Origin of the sequence: Sporanaerobacter sp. PP17-6a (assembly GCF_900095615.1) — a bacterium.
Lineage (GTDB): Bacteria > Bacillota > Clostridia > Tissierellales > Acidilutibacteraceae > Acidilutibacter > Acidilutibacter cellobiosedens.
Genome location: NZ_FMIF01000016.1, coordinates 105,615 through 126,113 on the forward strand (window position 1 = coordinate 105,615; position 20,499 = coordinate 126,113).

At 34.5% G+C, this 20,499-nt stretch carries 16 protein-coding genes and 1 other RNA gene; all 17 read left to right on the forward strand.

The window, feature by feature from the left end:
• Positions 1-162 precede the first annotated feature (162 nt).
• The 17 genes from rpoN to PP176A_RS08420 all read left to right on the forward strand — a co-directional run bounded on the left by rpoN (position 163) and on the right by PP176A_RS08420 (position 20,450).
• A complete protein-coding gene (gene rpoN / locus PP176A_RS08340) occupies positions 163-1,542 on the forward strand; it encodes an RNA polymerase factor sigma-54 (RefSeq protein WP_071140010.1) in 1,380 nt (459 codons plus the stop codon).
• 256 nt (positions 1,543-1,798) lie between these two features.
• Positions 1,799-2,821 (forward strand): sugar-binding transcriptional regulator, encoded by a 1,023-nt coding sequence (locus PP176A_RS08345; RefSeq protein WP_071140011.1) that lies wholly within the window; start codon positions 1,799-1,801, stop codon positions 2,819-2,821.
• 45 nt (positions 2,822-2,866) lie between these two features.
• On the forward strand, positions 2,867-3,877 hold the full coding sequence (gene gap, locus PP176A_RS08350; protein WP_071140012.1) for a type I glyceraldehyde-3-phosphate dehydrogenase: 1,011 nt from the start codon (positions 2,867-2,869) through the stop codon (positions 3,875-3,877).
• A gap of 89 nt (positions 3,878-3,966) precedes the next feature.
• Positions 3,967-5,160 carry a phosphoglycerate kinase gene (locus tag PP176A_RS08355; RefSeq protein ID WP_071140013.1) on the forward strand — a complete coding sequence of 398 codons (1,194 nt, stop codon included), beginning with the start codon at positions 3,967-3,969 and terminating at the stop codon, positions 5,158-5,160.
• Between the two features lie 12 nt (positions 5,161-5,172).
• Entirely contained in the window at positions 5,173-5,916 is a 744-nt protein-coding gene (gene tpiA, locus PP176A_RS08360) for a triose-phosphate isomerase (protein WP_071140014.1), read from the forward strand.
• Between the two features lie 13 nt (positions 5,917-5,929).
• Entirely contained in the window at positions 5,930-7,465 is a 1,536-nt protein-coding gene (gpmI, locus tag PP176A_RS08365) for a 2,3-bisphosphoglycerate-independent phosphoglycerate mutase (RefSeq protein WP_071140015.1), read from the forward strand.
• A gap of 1 nt (position 7,466) precedes the next feature.
• Positions 7,467-8,759 carry a phosphopyruvate hydratase gene (eno, locus tag PP176A_RS08370; protein ID WP_071140016.1) on the forward strand — a complete coding sequence of 431 codons (1,293 nt, stop codon included), beginning with the start codon at positions 7,467-7,469 and terminating at the stop codon, positions 8,757-8,759.
• A 118-nt stretch (positions 8,760-8,877) separates the two neighbouring features.
• On the forward strand, positions 8,878-9,105 hold the full coding sequence (gene secG, locus PP176A_RS08375) for a preprotein translocase subunit SecG (protein ID WP_071140017.1): 228 nt from the start codon (positions 8,878-8,880) through the stop codon (positions 9,103-9,105).
• A 288-nt stretch (positions 9,106-9,393) separates the two neighbouring features.
• Complete coding sequence (locus PP176A_RS08380) at positions 9,394-10,161, forward strand: alpha/beta fold hydrolase (RefSeq protein WP_071140018.1); 768 nt, start codon at positions 9,394-9,396, stop codon at positions 10,159-10,161.
• Between the two features lies 1 nt (position 10,162).
• Entirely contained in the window at positions 10,163-11,788 is a 1,626-nt protein-coding gene (locus PP176A_RS08385) for a UDP-N-acetylmuramoyl-tripeptide--D-alanyl-D-alanine ligase (RefSeq protein ID WP_071140019.1), read from the forward strand.
• A 17-nt stretch (positions 11,789-11,805) separates the two neighbouring features.
• On the forward strand, positions 11,806-12,963 hold the full coding sequence (locus tag PP176A_RS08390) for a D-alanine--D-alanine ligase family protein (protein ID WP_071140020.1): 1,158 nt from the start codon (positions 11,806-11,808) through the stop codon (positions 12,961-12,963).
• Between the two features lie 79 nt (positions 12,964-13,042).
• Positions 13,043-15,157, forward strand: a complete 2,115-nt coding sequence (gene rnr, locus PP176A_RS08395; protein WP_071140021.1) for a ribonuclease R — start codon at positions 13,043-13,045, stop codon at positions 15,155-15,157.
• Between the two features lie 67 nt (positions 15,158-15,224).
• Entirely contained in the window at positions 15,225-15,686 is a 462-nt protein-coding gene (gene smpB, locus PP176A_RS08400) for an SsrA-binding protein SmpB (protein WP_071140022.1), read from the forward strand.
• A 13-nt stretch (positions 15,687-15,699) separates the two neighbouring features.
• Positions 15,700-16,054: a transfer-messenger RNA gene (ssrA, locus tag PP176A_RS08405) on the forward strand.
• A 240-nt stretch (positions 16,055-16,294) separates the two neighbouring features.
• Entirely contained in the window at positions 16,295-19,108 is a 2,814-nt protein-coding gene (locus PP176A_RS08410; RefSeq protein ID WP_143037667.1) for a cation-translocating P-type ATPase, read from the forward strand.
• On the forward strand, positions 19,086-19,775 hold the full coding sequence (locus PP176A_RS08415) for a potassium channel family protein (protein WP_200796100.1): 690 nt from the start codon (positions 19,086-19,088) through the stop codon (positions 19,773-19,775). The genes PP176A_RS08410 and PP176A_RS08415 overlap by 23 nt, the downstream gene beginning before the upstream one ends.
• A gap of 15 nt (positions 19,776-19,790) precedes the next feature.
• Positions 19,791-20,450 carry a potassium channel family protein gene (locus PP176A_RS08420; RefSeq protein ID WP_071140024.1) on the forward strand — a complete coding sequence of 220 codons (660 nt, stop codon included), beginning with the start codon at positions 19,791-19,793 and terminating at the stop codon, positions 20,448-20,450.
• The last annotated feature ends 49 nt before the right edge of the window (positions 20,451-20,499 follow it).

The window sequence follows — 20,499 nt, forward strand, 5'->3', positions numbered from 1 at the left end:
TACAATTATTTTGAAAAGTATTGTTATCAATGGTTGTATGATATTTATTTTTATTGGAAAATAAATATTTTTGTGCTTTATGATACTATCTGGTATAATATAAATAAGGAAATAATATTTTTAGATAAAGATTATTAATTGATTGATGGGGGAGAGAGCTTTATGAGATTAGGTTATGATTTAACTCTTGAACAAGCTCAAAAATTGGTAATGACGCCTGAGTTGAGACAGGCTATTCAACTGCTTCAATATAATAGCTTAGAATTAAATGAATATTTGGAAATCCAGATGGAATCAAATCCCATGCTGGAAGTAGCAAATAATTCTATTGAACATGAGAATATTGAAGAACTTGGGAAAGAAGCTGAGGATATTGATTGGAAAGAATTTCTTGGTAAATATGACGACATAAGTTATACGGAGCGAAGAGATAAAAATATTAAAGAAGTTACCTATGAAAATTTTATTAGTTATTCTCCATCTTTAAAGGAATATTTGTTATCTCAGCTGAATTTAACTAATATGGACGAGAAGGAAAACAATGTAGGACAGTTTATAATTGAGAGCGTAGATGAAAATGGATACCTTGCCACTTCATTAGATTCCATTGCTGAAGAACTGAATGTTTCTTTTGAGTATGCGGAAAATGTTTTATTTCAAATTCAAACCTTTGACCCGGTAGGAGTAGGGGCAAGGGATTTAAAAGAGTGTTTAATTATTCAGCTTATAGATAGAAAGATTGAGGACCCAAATGTATTTACTATCGTTGAAAACTATCTTGAGGATATCGCCAATAACAGAATGATGAAAATATCAAAGGAGTTAAACATTGATATTAAGGAAGTTCAAAAAATATGTGATGTTATCAGAAGTTTGGAACCAAAACCCGGCAGAGGGTTCGGCGGAAGTTCGGATAATATTAGATATATCGTTCCTGATATTACTCTTCAGCATGTGGATGGTGAATATATTGTAGTTTTAAATGATGTAACAGGACCAAGATTGAATATTAATAGTTTTTATAAGGAATTGGTATCTAAAACTAACGATCCTCAGATATCACAATTTTTAAATTCAAAATTGAATTCCGCTTTGTGGGTTATAAAAAGTATTGAACAGCGTAGAACGACAATATACAGAGTTGTAAAATCTATACTGAAATTTCAGCTGGACTTTTTTGAAAAGGGAGAGAAATTTCTTAAACCTCTTACCTTAAAAGAAGTTGCTGATGATATCGGAGTTCATGAGTCTACCGTAAGCAGAGCAACTAACGGAAAGTATATGCAAACCCCCAGGGGAGTGTTTGAACTAAAATATTTCTTTTCCAGTGGTGTAAGCGGAGAAAAGGGAGATGTTTCAGCTATTAGCATTAAATCAACCCTTAAGGATTTAATAGAAAATGAAAATCATAAAAAACCGTTGAGTGATCAACAAATATCTAATTTGCTTAAGGAAAAGGGTATCAGTATTTCGAGAAGGACTGTTGCAAAATATAGAGAGGAAATGAATATAGCTTCTTCATCTATGAGAAGAAGATTTTAGTAGGCCTGTAATTAAATATTACAGGCTTTATTTTATAACACATAGAAAAGCTCTGGTTTTATCACAAATTAATAATATTTTATTTCTGTAAAATAAGCTTGAAAAAATATATAAGGTATTTTATAATAAGATTGACGGTGGGACAATTATTACAATATAAGGGACATTTTAAGGCCCTAATCTTTACATTTTTGAATTATTAAAGGTTAATATATACATAATATTAGTGTTATATATACTAATAAGAGGTGTTCTTATGAATAGGCTGATTGAGACTGAAAAGAAAATAGTGCCGGAAATTTTAGAAATTATGGGAAAAAGATATGAAATATTAAAAATTATTTTTTATCATCAACCCATTGGAAGAAGAGCTCTTGCCAATGAACTTAAAGTTGGAGAAAGGGTTGCAAGAACGGAAGTTAATATTTTAAAAGAACAAGGGTTAATAAAAATTGAATCAATGGGTATGTATTTAACGGAGGAAGGAAAGCAGCTTTTAGATGATTTAAAGGGCGTCATCTATGAAATGAAAGGCCTTGACAATTTGGAAAGAAAACTGGAAAAGGCATTAAAGATAAAAAAAGCGATTATAGTGTCTGGAAATTGTGATGAGGATGAATTAGCTTTAAAAGATATGGGAAAAACTACTGCTATGTACTTAAGAAACATTATAAATGACAATCAGATTATAGGAATTACAGGTGGAAGTACTATGGCTTATGTAGCTGAAGGAATGCCTGATGAAAAGAAAAAGGAAGGAATAGTTGTAATACCTGCCAGAGGAGGACTTGGAGAGAGAGTGGAAACTCAGGCCAACATTATTGCCGCCAAATTGGCATATAAACTGGGCGGAAGTTATAAACTTCTTCATATGCCTGATAATATAAAACAGGATGATTTAAAGGTTATGATTAAAAATCCGGAAATTAAAGAAATTATTGATATGATTAAAAAAATTGATATTTTGGTTTTTGGAATGGGAAGAGCAGATGTTATGGCAAGAAGAAGGAATCTTAAAGAGGAAACCATAAATGAATTATTGAGCAGAGGTGCTGTAGCAGAGGCTTTTGGGCATTATTTCGACATGAAAGGCAATATAGTAGGAGAAGCAACAACAGTAGGGCTTTCTCTTGACGATTTTAATGGTATTGAAAGCGTCATAGGAGTTGGCGGTGGTGAAGGTAAGGCAGAAGCAATAATTTCTATTTGTTCTTTAAAAAGCAACTTAGTTTTAATAACCGATGAAGGTGCGGGAAGAAGAATATTAAATTTGGTTTAAAACTGTTTAAAACAGTTTATTAATAAAAAACAAGGAGGAATTTTTATGACAATGAAGGTTGGTATTAGCGGATTTGGAAGAATAGGAAGAGATGTATTAAGAATTTACGCTCAAGAGGGCATAAAAGATTTTGATGTAGTAGCAATTAACGCTTCAGGTAATTTACCGGATTTAGCACATCTTTTTAAATACGATACTCTTTATGGAAAATTTAAAGGCACAATAGAAGTTGAAAATGATTATTTAATTTTAAATGGAAAGAAAATAAAGGTTGTTAATCACAGGAATCCTGAAGAAATTCCTTGGAAAGATCTTGGAGTAGAATTGGTAATTGAGTCTACGGGTGCATTTAGAGACAGAGAAGGAGCATCGAAACATCTAAAAGCCGGAGCTAAAAAGGTATTGATTACTGCTCCTGCAAAGAATGAGGATATTACTATAGTTATGGGAGTCAATGAAGAAAAGTATGATAAGGATAAACACAACATTATATCAAATGCTTCATGTACTACTAACTGCCTTGCTCCTGTTGCAAAGGTAATTCTTGAGAATTTTGGAATTAAAAAAGGTTTGATGACTACAGTTCATTCATACACAAATGACCAACAAATTCTTGATAAGAGGCATAAAGATCTTAGAAGAGCAAGAGCAGCAGCGGAATCGATTATTCCTACAACTACCGGAGCGGCAAAAGCTGTTGCATTGGTTATACCGGAACTTAAAGGTAAATTAAATGGTTTTGCAATGAGAGTTCCTACTCCTACAGTTTCTGTAGTAGATGTGGTGTTCCAAGTTGAAAAACCGACTACAACTGAAGAAGTAAATAAAGTACTTAAAGAGGCAAGTGAAGGCAAGATATCAAGATTCCTTGGATATTCAGATGAACCTTTAGTATCAGTAGATTATAAGGGAGATCCTCGTTCATCAATAGTTGACGGATTATCAACTATGGTTATTGACGACATGGTAAAAGTAGTTTCTTGGTATGATAATGAATGGGGATATTCATACAGAGTTGTGGATCTTGCAAGCTATATTGCAAATAAAGAAAAATAATTCTGATATTTAAAACCATTCCGGTTTTAGGTAAGCTAAAAAAGTTTTCCGTTAAAACCGGAATGGATTAATTATAACGAGGTGATCTTATGTTAAACAAAAAATCTATAAAGGATTTTGATGTTAGAGGAAAAAAAGTATTGGTTAGATGTGATTTTAATGTACCTATGGATGCAAATCAAAATATTACGGATGACAGAAGAATAGTCAGTGCTTTGCCTACAATAAGATACTTAATTGATAATGACGCAAAAATAATACTACTTTCCCACCTTGGAAGACCAAAGGGAGAGCCGAATCCAAAATATTCTTTAGCTCCTGTGGCTAAAAGGCTTTCTGAACTTGTGAGAAAAAATGTAATATTTGCACAAGACGATAAAGTAGTCAGTGACAAGGTAAAGAATATTGTATCAGAAATGAAAAACGGAGATATAGTTTTATTAGAGAATACAAGGTATAGAAAAGAAGAAGAAAAGAATGGAGAAGAATTTGCAAAGGAATTGGCTTCTCTCGGAGAAATTTATATAAACGATGCTTTCGGAACTTCTCATAGAGCTCATGCTTCTAATGTAGGATTATCGACTTATCTACCTTCCGGAGCTGGGTTCTTAGTTCAAAAGGAAATAGAAGTTATGGGAAAAGCATTGGAAAATCCCGAAAGACCATTTATAGCAATTCTTGGAGGAGCAAAAGTTTCTGATAAAATCGGTGTAATAGAGAATTTGTTAAATAAAGTTGATACTATAATTATTGGCGGAGGAATGGCATTTACCTTCTTAAATTCAAAGGGATATAATGTAGGAAAATCTCTTTTGGAAAAAGATAAAGTGGAATTTGCTAAGAAGTTAATTGCAAAGGCCGAAGAGAAGAAAGTTAAATTACTTCTTCCGGTGGACACAGTAGTCGGTAAGGAATTAAAAAATGATACCGAGTTTAAAACAGTTAATTCGGATGCTATTCCGGATGATATGATGGGATTGGATATCGGAGAAAAAACAATAAAATTATTTACCGATGAAATTAAAACAGCGAAAACTATAGTATGGAATGGTCCTATGGGAGTTTTTGAAATGGAAAACTTCAGCAAGGGTACTAATGCCATAGCAAAAGCAATGTCCGAGTCTGCTGCTGTAACCATAGTTGGCGGAGGAGATAGTGCTTCTGCTGTTGAAAAGGCAGGGTATGCAAATAAAATAACCCATATATCTACCGGAGGAGGAGCAAGTCTTGAGTTTCTTGAAGGGAAAGAACTTCCGGGGATTGCGGCTATAAGTGATAAATAGGAGGTCATTAATATGCGTCTGCCAATAATTGCTGGAAACTGGAAAATGAATAAGAATATAAAAGAAGCGTTGGAATTAGTTGAAATAATCAAAAATGGCGAGAAGAAAGATAGTGTGGAAGTAGTACTTTGTGTACCTTATACGGATTTGATCAGTGTGAAGGAAGCTTTAAAGGGAACCAACATTAAGTTGGGTGCTCAAAATATGCATTGGAAAGAATCAGGAGCTTTTACCGGAGAAATTTCTCCTTTGATGCTCAATGAAATAGGGGTAGATTACGTGATAATCGGTCACTCTGAACGAAGACAATATTTTAACGAAACAGATGATACTGTAAACAAAAAAATTAAATCAGCCTTAAATCATAATATTAAGCCGATAGTATGTGTAGGAGAGACATTAGAAGAAAGAGAAAAGGGAATTGAAGAAACTATAGTGGGAAATCAGATAAAGAAAGCTTTTGATGGAATAGAAGAAGAATCAATGGGAAAAATAGTTATTGCTTATGAACCCATATGGGCCATAGGGACAGGAAAGACAGCATCCAATGAGGATGCTAACAAAATGATAGGTTTTATAAGAAACACTATAGGAGAGATATATAGTGAAAAAACAAAGGATAAAATTAGAATACAATATGGTGGGAGTGTAAAACCATCCAACATTGCCGAATTGATGAAAGAAGAAGAAATAGATGGAGCATTGGTTGGAGGGGCAAGTCTGACAAAAGATTTTCTAAAGCTTATAAATTTTTGATGGAGGAGTAAATATGACAAAAAAATTAGTAATGCTTGCCATTTTGGATGGCTGGGGAATAGGGAAAAAATATGAAGGCAATACCCTTTCCCTTGCTAGACTTCCAAATTATGATAAGCTTTTGAAGGAATACCCCAATACTAAACTTAAAGCAAGCGGCTTAGCTGTTGGACTTCCTGAGGGACAAATGGGAAATTCGGAGGTAGGGCATTTAAATATTGGAGCGGGAAGAATTATATATCAAGAACTTACTGAAATCACAAAATCCATTGAAGATGGGGATTTTTTTGAAAAAAAAGAACTTTTGGAAGCAATAGACAATGTGAAAAATAATAATTCCAATTTTCATATAATGGGCCTGGTGTCTGACGGAGGAGTTCATAGCCATAATACCCATTTGTATGCAATTCTCAGGCTTCTTAAGGAAAAAGGTATTAAAAAGGTATATGTACATGCTTTTCTTGACGGAAGAGATGTTCCTCCCAAAAGTGGAAAGGCATATTTGGAACAATTAGAAGCTAAAATCAAAGAAATAGGAGTAGGGAAAATTGCTACTGTATCGGGAAGATATTATGCCATGGACAGAGACAAAAGATGGGACAGAACGGAAAAAGCATATAATGCAGTAGTGTTTGGGCAAGGCAAGGAGTTTTCCTCTGCCGCCAGAGCAATAGATGACTCTTATGATAATGGTGTGACTGATGAATTTGTTATTCCTTCAGTTATAAAAAAATCTGGTGAAGATTCGGTTACAGTAGAAAACGGAGATTCAATAGTATTTTTTAATTTTAGACCGGACAGAGCAAGACAGTTGACAAGAGCTATAGTTGATGAGGATTTCAACGGGTTTGAAAGAAAGAAAAAAGTAAATACTTTCTTTGTCACTATGACTGAATATGACAAGACGATTAAAAATGTTCACGTAGTTTATAAAAAAGAAGTTCCTGAAAATACTTTCGGTCAATATGTAAGTAAACTTGGATTTACTCAGTTGAGAATTGCTGAAACCGAAAAATATGCTCATGTTACTTTCTTCTTTAACGGAGGAAGAGAAGAGCCTTTTAAAGGAGAAGACAGAGCGCTCATTCCTTCTCCGAAAGTTGCAACTTACGATTTAAAGCCGGAGATGAGTGCAATAGAAGTATCAGAAGAAGTATTGAAAAGAATAAGAATGGATAAGTATGATTTTATCATATTGAATTTTGCAAATCCCGATATGGTAGGTCATACAGGTAGTATACCTGCTGCTGTGAAGGCTGTGGAAACTGTTGATAAACTATTGGGAGATATAGTGGAAGAAATAGTTAAGAGACAAGGAAAGATACTGATTACTGCAGACCATGGAAATGTGGAATGTATGCTGGATGAAAACAATACTCCCGTTACGTCTCATACCACAAATGAGGTTCCCTGCATAATCGTAGGAGCCGGCAATGTAAAGCTTCGTGAGGGAAAGCTTTGCGATATAGCACCTACATTGCTTGATATGGCTAATATTCAAATACCGAAAGAAATGACAGGCAAATCACTTATTTTGAAGGAGGATTAATATGAGTTTAATAACAGATGTATATGCAAGAGAAGTACTTGATTCCAGAGGAAATCCGACTATCGAAGTTGAAGTTTACACTGAGTTGGACGGCTTTGGAAGGGCAATAGTTCCGTCAGGAGCGTCTACAGGAGCTTTTGAAGCTGTGGAATTAAGAGACGGAGATAAATCAAGATATCTTGGAAAGGGAGTAACTAAGGCAGTAGACAATGTAAATGAGATAATTGCTCCTGAAATAATAGGCATGGATGTTCTTGATCAAGTTGAGATAGATAAAGCGCTTATTGAATTGGATGGAACGGAAAACAAAGGTAAACTTGGTGCGAATGCAACTTTAGGAGTATCCTTGGCTGCTGCAAGGGCTGCTGCCGATGAATTAGGATTACCTTTATATAAATACATCGGGGGAGTAAACGGTAAGGTATTTCCTGTTCCAATGATGAATATATTAAACGGTGGAAAGCATGCAGATAATAATGTAGACATTCAGGAGTTCATGGTAATGCCTGTAGGGGCACCGAATTTTAAAGAAGCGTTAAGAATGGGAGCAGAAGTTTTTCATAATTTAAAATCCGTTCTTAAAGGCAAAGGACTTAATACTGCAGTTGGTGATGAAGGAGGATTTGCTCCGAATTTAGAGAGTAATGAAGAAGCTCTTCAGACTATAGTGGAAGCTATTAAAAAAGCTGGTTATGAGCCGGGAAAAGATGTAGCTTTGGCAATAGATACGGCTGCTACCGAACTGTATGATGAAAAGAGAGATATATACAGACTGGCTGGAGAGGGAAAAGAGTATACAAAGGTAGAAATGATTGACTTCTATGAAAAATTAGTTGGAAAATACCCGATTATATCTATTGAAGATGGATTGGCAGAGGAAGATTGGGACGGTTGGAAGCTTCTTACTGAAAGACTTGGAAAGAAGGTTCAGCTTGTAGGAGACGATTTATTTGTAACTAATACGAAGAGAATCCAAAAAGGTATTGATCTCGGAGTAGCAAACTCTGTGCTTATTAAACTTAATCAAATAGGAACTTTGACCGAAACTTTAGATGCTATAGAATTGGCTAAGGTTAATGGTTATACAGCCGTAGTATCCCATAGGTCGGGAGAAACTGAGGATACCACTATAGCTGATTTGGTAGTGGGAATTAATGCAGGCCAAATAAAAACAGGTGCACCTTCAAGAACAGATAGAGTTTCGAAATATAATCAGCTGTTAAGAATAGAAGATGTTCTTGCAGACATATCAGAATTTAGAGGGGAAAAAGCTCTTTATAGCGTAAAAAGATAGTAGGCCTTAGGCCTTACTATCTTTTTATGTGACTTACTATTGCTTTTATAAACGGGCTATGTTAAAATAATAATGTTTAAAGGGGAAATTATATAATTTTATTTTGGAGGTGGAATTAATGAATACTTTTCTATCGATATTGGTATTAGTGGTAGGTATTGTATTGATTGTAGCCGTAATGTTGCAGCCCAGTAAATCCGAAGGATTAGGGGCAATAGGCGGAGGAAATACAAGTACATGGGGAAAGAATAAAGGCAGAAATTTTGAAGATACTCTTAAGAGAATAACTATAGTTTGTGCTGTTATATTTATGGTATCTTCTTTAATACTTGCATCTCTTCAATAGATATAAAATTAAATTCGAATCATAGAATTATATTCTCAGCAATATTAGCGGTAGTGATTAATTTCCTACTGCAATTTGTTTTTGCATAAAAGTGGAAACTATTAATTTTAAATTTTTACATATAAAAGCCGGCAGAGGGAAAATTCTACCAGCTTTTTTAAATATATTATATAATTTTATAGTTATAAGAATTATGGTTTTAAAAAATGCGATTATTTGTTATAATCATATAGTATGAGATAATATTATTATTTAAAGGAATTAATTTATGAGGAAGGTATTACATAGATGATCATAGATATAGACGGTCTTAATATTAATTATGTTGTTGAAGGGGAAGGCTCTGAAGTTTTACTTCTTCATGGATGGGGATGCAGTACTGAAACTGTGATGCCCATATTTAATCTGTTAAAAAAAAATTTTAAGGTTTATGCAATAGATTTCCCCGGGTTTGGTAAAAGTGATAAGCCAAAAAAGGTTTTTAGCGGGGAAGATTACGCAAAAATAGTATATGATTTTATGAATAAGTTAAAAATGAGAAAGGTAGTGATTATAGGCCATTCTTTTGGCGGAAAAATATCAATAATACTCGGAAGCAAGTATAAAAACATTATAGATAAGATAGTCTTAATTGATAGTGCTGGATTAATTCCTAAAAGAACTATAAAGTATTATATAAAGGTTTATAGTTTCAAGATATTAAAATTATTATATAAGTCATGTTTTTCCTGGGGGAATAAGGATAAGGCAATGAAAAAATTTCAGGATAAATTTGGCTCGGAGGATTATAAAAATTCATCGGGAATTATGCGTCAAATTTTTGTTAAAGCTGTTAATGAGAATTTTGAATATTTATTAAGAGATATAGAGGCACCTACTTTAATCATTTGGGGGGAGAAGGATACGGCTACTCCTCTTTATATGGGAGAGATAATGAAAAGGGAAATAAAGGATAGTGGATTAGTAGTTTTTGAAGGAGCAGGACATTATTCTTATATTGAAGATTTTAGAAGATTTTCAATTGTTTTAAATGCCTTTTTACTGGGAGGTAAATAAAATGGTTAGTATTTTGGTTTTTTTGGTAGGAGTAATTGTAATTCTTAAAAGGGGTAAATTTTTTCTTCATATGCTTCAGATTGAAGGATATAAAAACAAACAATTTATTAAATGGATGAATAGTTCATCGAGAGTATACCCGAGAAAAGTTAGAGTATCTGTTTCTGTTCTGACTTTTTTTACGGCAGTGTATATTTTTTTATCAATATTTTTGAAAAATAATTACCTATTATACGGATACCTTGTAATATGGATCATATTTATGGATTATTCGGTTCAATGGAAAGAGGAAGAAGTAAAAAAAGAGTTGGTATTTACTAAAAGAGCAATGAGGCTGTATGTAAGTTTAATTTTTGTAGATCTGATTGAGATAGGAATTATTTTAGCTGTATTTTTTATGACGGTAAATAACAGACAATACTACTTTCCTATTATTTTATTTGCAGAGACACTAATATATTACTTTCAACCATTGAATATTATTCTCGGAAATATGATAGTAGAACCGATAGAAATAAAAATTAACAGACATTTTTATTTAAAAGCACAGGCGAAAATAAAATCTTTAAAGAATTTAACTTCAATAGGTATAACAGGAAGTTTTGGGAAAACCAGTACTAAATTTATAGTTGCCACAATACTTGAAAAGAAGTTTAAAACTTTAAATACTCCGGAAAGCTATAATACGGCTATGGGTATAAGCAAGGTTATAAACAATGATTTAAATGAAGATTACGAAATATTTGTTGCAGAAATGGGAGCAAGAAATATTGGAGACATAAAAGAACTGACTGAACTTGTTCACCCTAAAATAGGGATAATCACTTCAATAGGAGAAACTCATCTGGAGACATTCCTAAATTTAGAAAATATAATGAAAACTAAATATGAGCTTATAGAGGGGCTTCCGGCGGATGGAGTGGCCATATTTAATTATGATAATGAATATGTTAGAAAGTTAGCCGATAAGACATTTAAGGAAAAATTGCTTTATGGTCTTGGAGATTCCGAAAAATTGGATTTATATGCTACGGATATAGAGATATCTGAGCTTGGTTCATCTTTTAACATTAACGATAAAGACGGAAATAAGATAAGATGTACAACGAAGTTATTAGGGAAACACAATATATATAATATATTGGCAGGAGTCGCGGTTGGAAGAGTCTTGGGATTGTCTTTTGAAGAAATAAGGGATAGAATTGAAGAGATTCAACCAGTTCCACACAGATTAAATATAATTACCCCTAGTACGGGAATTATAATAATAGATGATGCTTTTAATTCAAATCCTATTGGGGCAAAAGCGGCTTTGGATGTTATCAGCCAATTTAAAGAAGGCAAAAAGATAATAGTTACTCCCGGAATGGTAGAATTGGGAGAAAGAGAAGAGGCTGCCAATAAAGAGTTTGGAACTCAAATAGGCAAGGTTTGCGATTATGTAATTTTGGTGGGAGAAAAAAGAACAGAACCAATATATAGAGGATTAATGGAATTTGGATATACAAAGGAAAATATTTTTGTTGTAAATGATTTAAATGAAGCTACGGATCAAATCCAAAAAATAGTTAAGCCTAAGGACATTGTACTTTTTGAAAATGATCTGCCTGACAATTATAATGAATAGATATAGGAGGGAAATAGATGAAAAAAAAGGTAGCAGTTATATTTGGCGGAAGAAGTGTTGAACATGAGGTGTCGGTTATAAGCGGACTTCAGGTACTTGAAAATATAGATGAGAGTAAATATACAGCTGTCCCGCTCTATATAAATAAGGAAGGTAAATGGTTTACGGGGGACAGTTTGAGAAAATTTAAAAATTATAAGGAAAATAATTTGAATGATTTAAAGGAAATAGTAGTTGTTCCCACAAATAATGATTATAATTTATATACACAGCCTGAAAGTGTCGGATTGTTTGGGAAAAAAATTATAGAGAGTGTTGATGTTGCTTTTCCAGTTATCCATGGAACAAACGGAGAAGACGGAACAATTCAGGGAGTTTTTGAATTAATGAATATTCCTTATGTTGGTGGCGGAGTATTGTCTTCAAGTGTTGGAATGGATAAGGTACTTATGAAGGATGTGTTTAAAGCAAATAACCTTCCTGTAGTAAATTATGTCTGGTTCTATAGATCTATGTGGGAAGAAAATAGAAATGAAATAATAAATAATATAAAAAATAAACTTGAATTTCCTCTTTTCGTAAAGCCCGCTAATTTAGGTTCAAGCGTGGGGATATCTAAAGCAAAGGATGAGGACAGCCTGATAAGTGCTATTGAAATTGCTGTAAGATATGATAGAAAGATAATTATAGAAAAGGCCGTGGAAGAACCCAGAGAGATTAACTGTGCAGTTATGGGATATGAAGATAATGTGGATGTGTCATTATGTGAAGAACCCCTGGGCTGGAAAGAACTTTTATCCTATGAAGATAAATATATAAAAAGCAATATAAAAAACAACAAAACCGAAAAAAGAAGGATACCTGCGGATTTGGAAGATGTAATAAGAGCCGAAATCGAAAAGATAGCTAAAAATGCTTTCCAAGTAATAGATGGAAGAGGAAATGCAAGAATAGATTTTCTCCTTGATAAAAATCAGAAGATCTATATTAATGAAATCAATACAATGCCCGGGTCTATTGCTTATTATTTATGGGAAGGGAAAGGATATTCATTTAAAACCTTGATTGATAAAATGATTGATATAGCTTTTAAAGCACATGATGATAAAAATAAGAATATGTATTCTTATAATGAAGATCTATTTAATAAAATACAATTTGGGGGTAAAGCATAAAGATTAAAAATGGTTCATAAGGGGTAACCTATAATATGAAAAAAATATTGAATGCTCAGGCAATATATTGGAGGAAAATATGAGTATAAGAGATAATATTATAGATCTGATGAGAGAAAAACTGTATAAACCCATGCTTAAGGAAGAACTTGCTGAAGTTTTTGAAATAGGGAGGAAGGAACTAAAAGTTTTTTATAAAGTAATAAACAGCATGGAAAAGGAAGGAATAATAGTTAAAACAAGAAGCGACAGGTACGGACTTCCGGAAAAGATGAATCTTGTAGTAGGGATACTTGACGGAACGGAAAAGAAATTTGGCTTTGTAGTGCCTGAAGAGAAAGGCGAAGAGGATATATTTATACCTGCAGACAGTATTAATGGAGCTCTCAACGGAGATAAAGTAATTGTAAGAATAACAAGAAAAAAAGATGAAGATAAGAGAGAAGAAGGAGAGATAATAAGAATATTAGAAAGAGCCAATAAGGAGATTGTCGGAACATTTGAAGACAATAAAAATTTTGGCTTTGTTGTTCCCGATGATCGAAGAATAAATGTGGATATATTTATTCCCAAGGCCTATATCAACGGTGCTAAAACAAACCAAAAGGTAGTTGTGGAAGTACTCAGCTGGGGTGATTACAGAAGAAGTCCCGAAGGAAAAATAACGGAAATATTAGGATATACGGGAGAAAAGGGAACGGATATCCTTTCTATAATTAAACAATATAAATTACCGGAAGAATTTCCGAATAACGTAATATCTCAGGCCCAAGCTATCCCTCAAGAAATTGAAGAAAGAGAGATAGGAAGAAGGCTGGATTTAAGAGAGAAAAATATTTTTACAATAGACGGAGAAGATGCAAAGGATTTTGATGATGCGGTATCCGTAGAGAAGATGAATAATGGAAATTTTTTGCTTGGAGTTCATATTGCGGATGTAACTCATTATGTAAAGGAGAATTCTCCTTTGGATAAGGAAGCGTTGAAACGGGGAACAAGCGTGTACTTAATTGACAGGGTAATTCCTATGCTTCCGTTGGAACTTTCCAATGGAATATGCAGTTTGAATCCGAATGTTGATAGGCTTACTTTAAGTGTATTTATGGAAATAGATAATAATGGCAACATAGTTGATCATAAAATACAGGAGAGTGTTATAAGAAGCAAGAGAAGATTAGTTTATGATGATATTTCGGATTTGCTGGAAAAAGGTGAAGAACATATAGTCAGGGAGTATAAAGATATATATGAAGATTTAAAGAACATGGAAAAGTTATGCTACATACTAAGAGATAAGAGAGAACTCCGAGGAAGTATAGATTTTGATTTTCCAGAAGCAAAGATAATATTAGACGATGATGGAAAGCCTGTTGATATAAAAAAAGATGATAGAAGAATAGCTAATAGAATAATAGAGGAGTTTATGCTTGCCTGCAATGAAACCGTAGCAGAAGATATGACATGGGCAGATATTCCCTTTGTGTACAGAATACATGAAAATCCGGATTCGGAAAAGATAGGTGATTTTAATAAATTCATACACAATTTTGGATACAATTTAAAGGGCAATCAAGAAATTCATCCAAAAGAACTTCAGGAATTGTTAAAAAAAATTGAAGGCAAAAAAGAGGAAGCATTAATTAGCAATTTGATGTTGAGATCCCTGAAAAAAGCCAGATATAGCAACAAAGCCGAAGGACATTTTGGTTTGGCTGCAAAATATTATTGCCATTTTACTTCCCCTATAAGGAGATACCCCGATTTACAGATTCATAGAATAATAAAAAGTTATATAAACGGAAGATTGACCCCTGACAAAATTCAATATTTAGAAAAAAGGCTTCCGATGGTTGCGGATCAATCCTCGGGAATGGAAAAAATAGCTGATGAAGCGGAAAGGGATGTAGATGATTTAAAGAAAGCCGAATATATGTCTAAAAGAATAGGAAGTGTTTATGAGGGAATGGTTTCATCTCTCACCCACTTTGGAATGTTTGTTCAATTGGATAATACTATTGAAGGTTTAATTCATTTTAGCAATATGGTAGATGACTATTATTATTTTGATGATGATAAATATTGTATTGTAGGGGAAAGAACTCATAAAATTTATAGAATCGGAGATATGGTAAAAATTAAGGTAATTGGTGCAGATGTCGTAAGAAGGTCAGTAGATTTTGTTTTAACAGATTAAAGAAGTTGACAGACTGAAAAAAAGTTGTTAAACTGTAAAATGGACTATAGAAGTTGTGGTGGTAAATATGAATAAAGAAAATATAAAGATAGTTGCAACAAACAGAAAAGCAAGACATGAGTATTTCGTGGAAGATACTTTTGAAGCCGGCATTGCTCTTACGGGAACAGAAGTAAAATCTGTAAGACAAGGAAGGATGAACATAAAAGATAGCTATGCTATTGTAGAAAATGGAGAAGTATTTGTTTACAGCATGCATATTAGCCCCTATGAACAAGGAAATATTTATAATGTAGATCCTATGAGAAAAAGAAAGCTTCTTCTTCATAAAAGAGAAATCAGAAAATTATCTTCCCTTATAATGCAAAAGGGGTATGCGATAATTCCTTTATCGGCTTATCTTAAGAATGGACTGGTGAAAATAGAATTAGCCGTAGCAAAAGGTAAAAAACTGTATGACAAAAGAGAAGATATTGCAAAAAAGGATGCTGAAAGAAGGATTCAAAGACAGGTTAAAGAAAGATATTGATTTTATATTATTTGGGGGCGAATTTGGTTTCGACAGGGATATAGAAGCGGAAATAGCGAGTCGTTGTCGCCAAACAACGTTAAAAATGGCAAATTAAAATTAAACGCAAACGATAATAATTACGCTTTAGCTGCCTAGTTAGACAGCTCGTCTTATCCAAAAATCCCACGATTTGGAATAGGGCGTCAACGTAGTGGGGAACCGAGCCCTACAAAGCTTTGAGTAAGGAACGGAAATAATGAAGCTACCAAAGCCTGAACCCTGTCAGTAGGGGTCTTGCCGAGGGAATATAAAAATACTGACTGCACTCGGAGAGGTTTCTGTGGAAATATTTTTGGACGTGGGTTCGACACCCACCGCCTCCACTACCCGAATCCACAATAAAATGTGATAATGAACGGTGAAAAAGTCCAGCGGTGCTGGGCTTTTTCCTATGGAGATCATGCACTTTATTGTGGTATTAAATTAATGATGTAATTAATTTAATTTGTGGTATAATAAAACATGTACCTTATTTTGAAATGTCGAATTTTTAAATATATGATAGAATATGGTTAAAAGAATATTTACTTTTTTATCTATCATTAAAGGGAGGGTTGACAAAACAATTGGATAAAGATACAGCAAATATTAGAAAAGATATTTATAAAATTTCAGTTGATGAAGTTTATGAGGCATTAGGAACAAGCCCTCAAGGATTAACGCAGGCTCAAGCCGAACAAAGGCAGAAAGAAGAAGGAAAAAATCTTATTGATGAGAAGAAAAAAGAGTCTACTATACTTATTTTCCTTGCAAGTTTCACCCATTTAATGGCTATCTTACTATGGGTTGGAGGTGCAGTAGCTTTTGTGGCTGGTATGCCTCAATTGGGAATCGCCATTTGGTTAGTAAACATTATTAACGGTGTTTTTAGTTTTTGGCAGGAATATCGTGCCGGTAAGGCAACAGATGCATTGAAGAATATGCTGCCTTCATATGTGCGAGTTATTCGTGACGGAAAAGAAGAAAAGATTTTAGCTGAAGATCTAGTTGTCGGTGATATAATTTTATTAGAAGAGGGCGATAAGATTTCCGCGGATGCTAGATTAGTTGGATGCAATGATTTACAAGTCAATCAATCGACACTTACCGGTGAATCGAATCCGGTTTCGAAGATAAATGATTCTATATTAAAGAATAATTTAACAAGAGCTGAAATTCCTAATTTAATTTTTGCAGGAACCAGTGTTTCCGCAGGCAACGGGAAAGCCGTAGTCATAGAAATTGGGATGAAAACCGAATTTGGAAAGATTGCAGATTTAACTCAAAATATGAAAAAAGAGGATAGCCCATTACAAAGGGAACTGAATCGTCTGACAAAGCAAATATCGATTATTGCTATTGCTTTTGGAATTTTTTTCTTTGCTGCGGCATTATTTTTAGTAAAAGAACCTATGGCTTCTTCATTTATATTTGCTTTAGGTATGGTCGTTGCCTTTATACCCGAAGGATTACTCCCAACAGTTACATTGTCCCTTGCTATGGCTGTACAACGTATGGTCAAACGAAATGCATTAGTAAAGAAGCTCTCTTCTGTTGAGACATTGGGGAGCACTTCTGTTATATGTACTGATAAAACCGGTACTTTAACACAAAATGAAATGACAGTTAATCATTTATGGCTGGCAGAAAAGGAATATGAAGTTACAGGTGTTGGATATGAGCCTAAAGGTGATATTTTAAAAGACGGAAAAAAATTTATGGCTGATGATGATGAAGATATGAAGATTTTATTAACGGCTGCAGCTTTATGTAGCAATGCCCGTCTATTGCCGCCGGATGAAGAATCTCCGCGATATACTGTATTAGGAGATCCGACAGAAGCCTGCTTAGGTGTTGTAGCCGAAAAAGCAGGTATTGATGTACAGGAACAGATAAGAACGACCCCGCGTTTAAGAGAATTGCCCTTTGAATCACGTCGTAAAAGGATGACGACAATTCACCAATTGAGCAAGCCTGTTGAAGGTACTGTACGTATTGCATACGTAAAGGGAGCACCTAAAGAGGTAATGAAATTAAGTGAATCTATCCGCATAAACGGTGAAGTTGAACCTATTACAGAAGAAATGCGTGCAGAAATTATGAAAGCAAATGACGGATATGCTCGTGAAGGATTACGTGTGTTGGCAGTTTCCTATCGTTTACTTCATAAAGATGATGATATTCCAAAGGCTATGAGTGCCTATACTCCCGAAATTATTGAGCATGATTTGGTGTTTGTAGGGCTAATTGCAATGGCTGATCCTCCACGTCCTGAAGTAGCGGCTGCCGTTGAAGAATGTCATCATGCCGGTATTCGTATCATCATGATTACCGGAGATTATGGTTTGACTGCCGAAAGTATTTCAAAACGTATTGGAATTGTGAAAGGTACTAATCCTCGGGTAGTATCAGGATTGGAGCTGGAAGAACTTTCAGACGAACAATTAAAAGAATATTTAAAGGATGAAATTATTTTTGCTCGTGTGGCACCGGAACAGAAATTACGTGTTGTATCCAATCTGCAGGAAATGGGTGAAGTTGTTGCTGTAACAGGGGATGGCGTCAATGATTCTCCGGCTTTAAGAAAGGCAAATATTGGGGTTGCCATGGGTATTGCTGGGACAGATGTGGCGAAGGAAGCAGCAGATATGATTTTGACGGATGATAACTTTGCTTCTATTGTTCATGCTATTGAAGAAGGTCGTGCTGTTTATAGTAATATTCGTAAGTTTCTGTTGTATATTTTGAATTCAAATATGCCGGAAGCTGTGCCTTCTGCTCTGTTTCTGTTTTCTCGTGGAGCTATTCCGTTGCCGTTGACAGTAATGCAGATTCTTACGATTGATTTAGGTACTGATATGTTGCCTGCATTAGGTTTAGGAACTGAAAGGCCTGAAAAGGGAGTTATGGACCAACCGCCGCGAAATCAAAAAGAGCCGTTACTAACTAAAAAATTAATAATGAAAGCTTTTTTATGGTACGGATTATTGGGCTCTATTACTTCCACTTTTTCTTATTTCTTTGTCAATATGGAAAACGGCTGGCCGGCAGTGCCTCTTGCTCGGGGAATTGATCCGGTATATATCAAAGCGACTACTATGACTCTTGCGGCTATTGTCTTTAGTCAAATCGGAGCTGTGTTCAATTGTCGTACAGAAAAGCAGTCTGTCTTTAAAGTTGGATTATTCAGTAATAAACAAGTGAACTTTGGTATTATCTTTGAGGTTGCATTAATTATTGCATTGGTTTATTTACCACCGCTCCAATCCGTTTTTCATACTTTAGGACTGGATTCGTCAGATTGGCTTTTACTTTGTGTTTGGCCACCGCTGATCTTGTTGATTGAAGAAGTAAGAAAAGCATGGAGTTACAGAAAAAATGCCAAGAACTATCAAAAATAATAGAGGGGTGAACGGCATGAAAGTTATTGTAGTAGGTTTAGGAAGAATGGGGATAGGCCTGTCACTTGATCTTGTAAAAAAAGGTCATCAGGTAACTGTGATTGACTTGAATCCCGAGACTTTTAAAAAATTAGGGAAAAATTTTACCGGTTTGAAAATAGCCGGCGTCGGATTTGACCGAGATGTATTAAAAAAAGCTAAAATAGATCAAGTAGATGCTATAGTAGCTTGTACAGCAAGCGATGAAGCAAATGTTGTTATTGCAAGGATAGCAAAAAATATTTATCGTGTGCCTTATGTGATTGCACGGCTCTATGATCCGAGAAAGGCGGATATTTATCATCGAATAGGAATTCAAACCATTTCTACGACAACTTGGGGAATTGAAAGAGCATCAGAGATTTTATCATATCGTCAATTAGACAGCGTATATGAAATAGGAAATGGGAACGTGAATATAGTACGCGTTGAAGTACCGTCTCTATTAGTTAATCGTACCGTAAATGATTTAACGGTTATTGGTGAAATTCGTGTGGTCGCCATCAATCGTAATAACAAAACTTTTATTCCAACAACTGGTACCAAGTTGAATGCAGAAGATATCCTCTATATTTCGGTCATTTCTTCTGCCGCTAATAAATTGAGATCAATGTTGGGATTAATATAAAAAGGAGGAATTAGTGTGAAAGTCATAATTGTAGGTGGAGGTCAAGTCGGAGCCTACCTTGCCTCCTTATTATCATCTAATGGTCATGAGATACGTATAATTGAAAATCGTGAAAATATATATAAAAATTTGCAGAAGGAACTGCCTAATGAAATGCTGATTTTCGGCAATGGTTCGGATCCTGAAGTAATGGAAAAAGCAGGCATTGATTCGGCTGATGTAGTAGCTGCCGTTACCGGAGCTGATGAAACTAATTTGGTGATTTCTACTCTTGCCAAAATGGAGTTCGGCATACCAAAGGTAGTTGCCCGCGTTAACAATCCTAAAAATGCTTGGCTGTTTAACAGTACAATGGGTGTGGATATAGGCGTTAACCAAGCAGAACTGATATCGTATTTCGTGGTAGAAGAAATGAATATGAAGGATATGTTTACGATTTTAAAGCTCGGCCGCGGAGATTATTCCATAGTTCAAATGAAAGTTCAAAAAAATGCTAAGGCTGCCGACCAATTGTTAAAAAATCTGTCTATTTCGAGTAAAACGGTACTTATTGCGATTATCCGAAATGAATCCGTATTGATTCCAAAGGGAGACACACAAATTTTAGCTGATGATGGTATATTGGCATTGACAGACGAAAATGGCCGTAAAGAATTGAAGAAAATTTTCAGCTAAACCAACAAGACATGGGGACGTTTCGGGACCAGTGAAAAAGTAGCTTTTT